Below are 6,780 nucleotides of genomic sequence, written 5' to 3' on the forward strand. Positions count from 1 at the left end.
AGCGCGTATTCTATCACGCATGCAGCCGGCCGGGATTCAAATATTGTTCGCCCGGCCTGGGAGGACGCCGCCCCCATGAAACCCGGAACCCCCATCGATCGCAGGGAATTTCTCCTCTCATCCGGGCTCGCCCTCGCACTCCCCGCCCTCTCTCGGGCACGGGATGAGGCCCCCGCGGGGTGGGAGTCCGTCCCCGGCACCCTTTCCCGCATCCGCCCCCCGCTCTTCCCCGACCGTGATTTCACCATCACCGGCTACGGCGCCCGGGACGACGGCCGCACCGATTGCACCGACGCCATCGCCCGGGCCGTCGCCGCCTGCCACGGGGCCGGGGGCGGACGCGTCCTCGTCCCGGCGGGCGCCTTCCTGACGGGCCCGATCCATCTCAGAAGCGGCGTCGACCTCCACCTGGCCGCGGACGCGCACCTCCGCTTCGACACCGACCCGCGCCGCTACCTCCCCGTGGTTCCTACCCGCTGGGAAGGGGTGGAGTGCATGAACTATTCCCCCCTGGTATACGCCCTCGGCCAGGAAAACATCGCCGTCACCGGCCCCGGCGTCCTGGACGGGCAGGCGGACCACGAACACTGGTGGCCCTGGTGCGGCAGCCCCCTCTTCGGCGCCCGCGCGGGGGCGCCCCACCAGGCGCCCGCCCGCCGCGAACTGTTCCGGATGGGGGATGAGGACGTCCCGGTCGCGCGCCGCGTCTTCGGAGAAGGGGGCTTCCTGCGCCCCGGCTTCCTCCAGTTCTACCGCTGCCGCAATGTCCTGCTGGAGGGGGTGACGGTGCGCCGCGCGCCGATGTGGCAGATCCACCCCGTCCTCTGCACCAACGTGACCGTGCGGGGCGTATCCATGGTGAGCCACGGCCCGAACAACGACGGCTGCAACCCCGAGTCGAGCCGCGATGTCCTCATCGAGGAGTGTCACTTCGACACCGGGGACGACTGCATCGCCGTGAAATCGGGGCGCAACCGCGACGGCCGCCGCGTCGCCGTCCCTTCCGAGAACATCGTCGTGCGCCGCTGCCGCATGAAGGACGGCCACGGGGGGGTGACCATCGGGAGCGAGGCCTCGGGCGGGGTGCGCGGCGTCTACGCGGAGGGGTGTTCGATGGACAGCCCGAACCTGGAGCGGGCGCTGCGCCTGAAGACCAATTCGGTGCGCGGCGGCTTCATCGAACACGTCTACATGCGCGACGTGACCGTGGGGCAGGTCAGCGACGCGGTGCTCCGGATCGACCTCTTCTACGAGGAGGGGGACGCCGGCCGGTTCCCTCCCCGGGTGCGCCACATCGAGATGAGAAACGTCACCAGTCGGAAGAGCCGGTACGCCCTCTACCTGCGCGGGTACGCCCATACCCCGCTCGAGGACATCCGCGTCATCGGCTGCAGCCTCGGCGGCGTCGCCCTCCCCGACGTCATCGAAAACGTGAAGGGGCTCCGGATCGAGTAGGCGCTTCCGGCCCCGGGAGTTCCCGGAGGATCCACTCCCCGAGGACGAAAGCGGGGTTCCGGTACTCTGCGATCGTTGCGGCGTCGCGCGGCAATATCAGCCGCCGGGAGGCGGGATGGCGCCGGCTCGTGTCGACCGGGGAGCCGTCCCCGGCGTTCCGGCTGTTGTATTCCCAGTAGCGGATGTCCGCAACTTCCCCGCCGATGTCGCCCCACCCCGCGGGATCGATGCCGGAGAGCCGGCAGTCGATCAGCACCGCCTCGCTGTAAGGATACGTTTTACCGCCGTTCCGGGGGTTGCGGGCCAGGACCGTCCGCCCGTCGCCGCGGGTTTTGAAAAGGCAGTTCACGAAAACGTTGCCGTGGTTTTCCCGCGGGTTGCGCACCCACATGTAGTGCCCGTAGGAATTCAGTTCGCAGTTCGTGAAAAACGCCGGGCCGCGCCCCAGGATCGTGTCCCCGTCCCCGACGATGCGGCTGTCGGCGAAATAGGCGGAACCGTTCACCTGCAGCGCGTCCCCCGAACCGACTACGGTCACGTTGCGGACGACGAACTCGGCGCCGTTGAGCAGCAACCCCTCCGCCTGCCCGTAGGCGGTGTTCTCGATGGTCAGGTTGGCCAGGTGGATCCCCCGGCAGTGATCGGCCGCGAAGACCGCCCGCCGCGACGGGAAGGTCCCCGCCACCTCGTTGGTTTTGAGGTTCGGGGGGTGGGGGTTGAAGACTTCGCTGTTCTCGTAAGCGACGACGACCCCGTCCCGGTCCTCGCCCAGCAGGGTGATGTCGTTCTTGTTGCGGAAGTAGACGATCTCCTCGTACCGCCCCTTGCGGATGAAGACGGTGACGCGCCCGGGGTGAGAGTCGGGAATGAAATCGACGGCGCCCTGGACGGTGGTGAAGTCACCGGCGCCGTCGGCGCTGACGGTCAAACTCCCCGACGCGAGCGACGGGGGTGCGCTCCTTGTCATGAAGCGCCAGCCGTCCCGGCCCGAAATCCCCCGAAACGCCCCGTCTCCGACGACGAGCACCCCCGGGTCGATCTCCACGTAATAGGTCCGGCCGTATTCGAGGAGATCGTGGTGCGGGTGGAGGGTGGCCGTGTTGCCGCGGACCGTCACCGGGCGGAAATGGAAACCGTCGGTGAAGCCCCCGATGATGGTCAGCTGGTAGGCGCCCGGGGCCGGCTCCGCCCCCCCCGAGGGGGTCCCCGGCCGGGTGTCCCGGTTGGTGGGGCGCCCGGGAGCGTACGGGTAGGGGACCGGGGTGTAGTCGGCCCCGGGGGACGGGGTGGGCGCCTCGGGCCCGGCGGGGATGGCGAGATCGAGCGTGTCCACCAGCCGGCCGTCGGCCGCGTCGTAGATGCGGATCGTGCCCGAGCGCCCCGCCGCGGGGGCGCTCCCGAAGGTCAACTTCAGGGGGGTGTCGGGGTTGACGCCCGTGGATCCGTCGGCGGGGAAAAGGGCCACGGGGCGCAGGTGCCGGTCCATGAAATCGAGAAAGACGTCCCAGTCCGAGGTGCCGTCCTCCGCCTGCATGCCGTGCCCCCCCCGGTGCATGTAATAACCGAGGTCGCCGAAGGCGGGGGTGCCGGCCGGGGGGAGGCGGTCGACGCCGGGCCCCTTTTTGCCGAAGAGGCGGTAGACCGGCTCGGCGGCCAGGGCGGCCAGAAATTCCCCCACGGGGTCGGACCACTTGTCGCTGTCCCCCGTCTGCAGGAGCACGGGCCGGGGGGCGATCAGCGCCAGGAGCATGTGGGCGTCCATCGGGGCCGAGCGCGGGTCGTCCGCCCAGCGCGCGTAGTTGCCGCAGAACTGGTACCCGTAGCGCTGGGGGAGGGTGATCAGCTTGATGGTCTCCCCGTAGTCGCGCCGGCTGAGGGCGGCTCCCCCCTCCCCGGAGCAGCTTGCGAGCACCAGGGCGAACCGCGGGTCGGCGGCCGCAGTCCAGAGCGCGGTCTTGCCCAGGCGCGACACCCCGGTCAGGGCCACCCGGCGCGCATCGACGCCCGGGTCGGTCTCGAGATAGTCCATGACGCGGGAGAGCCCCCACGCCCAGGCGGCGATGGCGCCCCACTCGTCCGGCGCCGGGGCGGACCGGCCCGGCGCCAGGTACCGGGCGCGGACGCCATGCGCGAGCCCCGCGCGGGAATCGGGCTCGATGTCCCCGTAATAGATCGTGGCGAAGCCGTAGCCGCGCCGGATGAAGGGGAGCACATCGGTAGCCGGAAAGGGGGACCGGGCTGCGGCGGGCACCCGCTTCCCGTCGGCCCCCCACGCCCTCCCTTCCCTGACCCCCGGGTCCCGCACGGTCTGGCTGTTGGGGGCGAATCCAATGTTCAGCAGCAGCGGGGCGGGCTGCGGCGGTCCCGCCGGCAGGTAGAGGAGCAGGTCGGCCGCGGTCCCCCCGCCGAAATGGAGGGTGACCTGCCGGCGCAGGGCTTCCCCGCCGAAAACGGGGGTCCCCCGGTCGAACAGCTCGAAACGCACGTCGGCGGGGTCGCCCAAAGCGCGGCCGAACTGGTTTTCCTCGAAGAGGCGCACGATCTGGGGGCGCCGCGTCTTCATCCAGGTCCCGGCGTCCGTCACCCTCCCGCCGCCCGGGAGCGCCAGGGGGTCGGGCAGGACATAGTCGCCCGCCCTGGCCTCGGTGTAGTTGATCCGGATTCCTTCGCGCTCCTCGTCGGGCCAGTCGCGCACCCCGGCGCCGGCGCACGCCACGACCAGGAGCACCATCATGCCAGGCAGGCTCGGGCGGGTCTTCACGGGTTTCCCCTCCAGGGTTCCGAAAGGATCGCCATGGCGTCCTTCCGCGTCAGGAAGCACAACATATCCCCTCCGGACGTGCCGTCGGAACGGCCCGCAACATGGAGACCTCGCGGGCAGGTGCCTGGTAGAACAGACCCCCTTCATTTTCCATCGCGGGCCCCGGCGGGGGCCCGGGACGGCCGCGGGTCTGCCCGGGCGGCTGCGGGGAGTACACCCTGGCCGCCGGGCGCGAAGCCCGGGGGTGCACGCGCAATCCCGCTATTCCCGCTGGACCTTGATGGTCAGGCGGGCGGTCTTGCTCCGCCCGGCGGCGTCTTCGACGAAGAGGGTGTATTCCGTGTCCCGCTCGGGCGCGACCTTGACGCAGCGGCCGAGCGAGGGCCAGACATGTTCGACCGGCGGCTCCATCCGGACCTCGGCGGCGTTGGACACCCCGTAGCAGAGTTCGGCGCTCTCCCCCGGCCGGACGACGCCCGGCACGCCGTAAAAGGACAGGATCGTCAGTTCATCCCCGCCGTAGGCATCCACGATCTTCTGGTTCTGCGCCTCGGGCGACCGCTCCTGCAGCCGCTCCTGAAGCTGCAGGCTTGCGCTTCTCCTCGAGTGCCAGGTCCAGCCGAGATAGAGGGCGGCCACGAGGATGACGACCCCCAGCGCGCGGAAAAGCGGATGCCTCGATACACTCCCGTTCATGTCGGCTCCTTTCGGCTGCGGCTACTTGAGCACCGGGTCCATCCGCTGGGCGAAGAAATTGGAGACGGGCGTCACCCGGCTCAGCTTCACCATGGTCTCGATGGTGTCCTTGAGATGCACCCTGGACGCTTCCCGCGCCCTCTCCATGTCCTTCTCCCGGATCGCGGCCACGAGGCTGCGGTGCTGCCGGAGCACCTTCCTGTTGGCGAGGCGGGTACTGGAATTCAGGGCGTTGGACCTCATGGCGATGACCCCCCGCTCGGACATTCCCAGGAGGGTTTCATAAAGACGGGCCAGCAGGGTGTTGCGCGTGGCCTTGAAGATCGTGGAGTGGAGCACCGTGTTCCAGTAAGCCCCCAGGCTGGCCTCTTCGGGCCCCTGTTCGGCATGGATCCTCTCCAGCATCACGAGGCATTCCTCGAGCTTCTCCATGTCCCGGTCGTTGCGCCGCATGGCCGCCAGGGCGGTGGCTCCCGGGTCCAGGATCTGGCGTACCTCCATGACCTGGGACAGCATCTCCATCGGCCATACCTGGGCCTGGCCGAGCGCCTCTAGAGCCTCGCCCGAATCGTCCCCGGCCAGATAGATCCCCTGACGGTCCCGGATGTCCAGATACCCCAACGCCTCCAGTGAGATCAGGGCTTCCCGCAAGAGCGGCCGGCTGGTGGCGAGGAGCGCCGCCAGTTCCCGCTCCGGGGGCAGTTTCCCCCCCTTGACGATCTCCCCCTTGGATATGAGGTTCGTCAGCCTCCCGATCAATTCCCTGCGTGTCTGGTTCATGGGACCCTTTCCGCGCCGGGCTTGCGCCTATCCAAAATATCCCAACCGGGCGGGAAAAATCCACCTTCAAAACCGGGCGTGCGCGGCCGGGAGGGAGTCCAGCGTGAACGATCTGGACTACCTTGGTCTACCAATTATCCCCGGTTGCAAATCGGGCGAAACATCGGCAAAGATGGGACCCTGAACTATCGGAAGAGGAGACGTTCATGAGACTGAAAAACAAGGTCGCCATCGTTACGGGGGGAGCCCGGGGGATCGGTGCGGCGATCGCCGCCGGATTTGCCCGGGAAGGGGCCGAAATCGTCATAGGGGACAAGCGGGACGCGCCCGAGACCCTGGCGGCGGTCGAGAAGGCCGGGGGCCGGGGGATCTACGTGAAGACCGACGTGGCCGTCCAGGCCGATTGCGACGCGCTGGCCCGCGCGGCGGCCGACCGCTTCGGCGCCATCGACATCCTGGTGAACAACGCCGGGGTCCTGGTGACCATCAAGCCGTTCATGGAGGTCACCACCGGGGAGTGGAACGAGGTGATGGCGTCCAACGCGCTCGGCCCCTTCCACTGCATCAAGGCCGTCTTCCCCTACATGAAGGAAAAGGGGGGCCGGATCATCAACCTGTCCTCGGGCACCATCTTCGAGGGGGTGCCGGGGCTCCCCCACTACATCGCGTCCAAGGGGGCGGTGATGGCCCTGACCCGGGGGATGGCGCGCGAACTGGGGGAATACGGCATCAACGTGAACGCCATCGCCCCCGGCTTCACCCACTCCGAGGGGGGGGACGAATTCGACCGCAACAAGCGGTTCCCCTCCGCCCCCCTGGACGAGCTGCAGATCCCGCAGCGGTGCGTCCGCAGACCCCTCTACCCGGAGGACCTCGTGGGAACCGCCGTCTACCTGGCCTCCGACGACAGCCGCTGCGTTTCGGGCCAGCTCATCCTCCACGACGGGGGGATGTCGATGCACTAGTCAAAATGGAACGACCGACTCCGAATTCGTAGGCCGTGGGTTACACTACGGATCGGATAAACCAACGTAGTGCAGAGCCACATACGAAAGGAGCCGGTCATGAAAAAGATACGATTTATTGGC

The 6,780-nt window shown here is 68.7% G+C and carries 5 protein-coding genes; 2 read left to right on the forward strand and 3 right to left on the reverse strand.

Annotated features, from left to right (window positions below):
* The first annotated feature begins 75 nt into the window (after positions 1-75).
* Positions 76-1,455, forward strand: coding sequence for a glycoside hydrolase family 28 protein (locus tag GXY47_10290; protein NLV31532.1), 1,380 nt, complete (start codon positions 76-78; stop codon positions 1,453-1,455).
* Here the strand turns inward: GXY47_10290 and GXY47_10295 are convergent.
* From GXY47_10295 to GXY47_10305, 3 genes are all read right to left on the reverse strand, one after another.
* Positions 1,421-2,941, reverse strand: a complete 1,521-nt coding sequence (locus tag GXY47_10295; GenBank protein NLV31533.1) for a carbohydrate esterase — start codon at positions 2,939-2,941, stop codon at positions 1,421-1,423. The genes GXY47_10290 and GXY47_10295 overlap by 35 nt on opposite strands.
* Positions 2,942-4,477: 1,536 nt before the next feature.
* Positions 4,478-4,912 (reverse strand): YdgA family protein, encoded by a 435-nt coding sequence (locus GXY47_10300; GenBank protein ID NLV31534.1) that lies wholly within the window; start codon positions 4,910-4,912, stop codon positions 4,478-4,480.
* Between the two features lie 21 nt (positions 4,913-4,933).
* On the reverse strand, positions 4,934-5,692 hold the full coding sequence (locus tag GXY47_10305; GenBank protein ID NLV31535.1) for a FadR family transcriptional regulator: 759 nt from the start codon (positions 5,690-5,692) through the stop codon (positions 4,934-4,936).
* Positions 5,693-5,898: 206 nt separating this feature from the next.
* Here GXY47_10305 and GXY47_10310 point away from each other — a divergent pair, with 206 nt between their 5' ends.
* Entirely contained in the window at positions 5,899-6,657 is a 759-nt protein-coding gene (locus GXY47_10310; GenBank protein ID NLV31536.1) for an SDR family oxidoreductase, read from the forward strand.
* Positions 6,658-6,780: the final 123 nt, after the last annotated feature.

Source organism: Acidobacteriota bacterium (assembly GCA_012729555.1).
Classification (GTDB): Bacteria; Acidobacteriota; UBA6911; order UBA6911; family UBA6911; genus UBA6911.

Coding starts and splice junctions, on each gene's coding strand:
- GXY47_10310 (NLV31536.1), top strand. CDS start 5,899: ATGAGACTGAAAAACAAGGTCGCCATCGTTACGGGGGGAGCCCGGGGG.
- GXY47_10295 (NLV31533.1), bottom strand. CDS start 2,941: ATGGACCGGCACCTGCGCCCCGTGGCCCTTTTCCCCGCCGACGGATCC.
- GXY47_10290 (NLV31532.1), top strand. CDS start 76: ATGAAACCCGGAACCCCCATCGATCGCAGGGAATTTCTCCTCTCATCC.
- GXY47_10300 (NLV31534.1), bottom strand. CDS start 4,912: ATGAACGGGAGTGTATCGAGGCATCCGCTTTTCCGCGCGCTGGGGGTC.
- GXY47_10305 (NLV31535.1), bottom strand. CDS start 5,692: ATGAACCAGACACGCAGGGAATTGATCGGGAGGCTGACGAACCTCATA.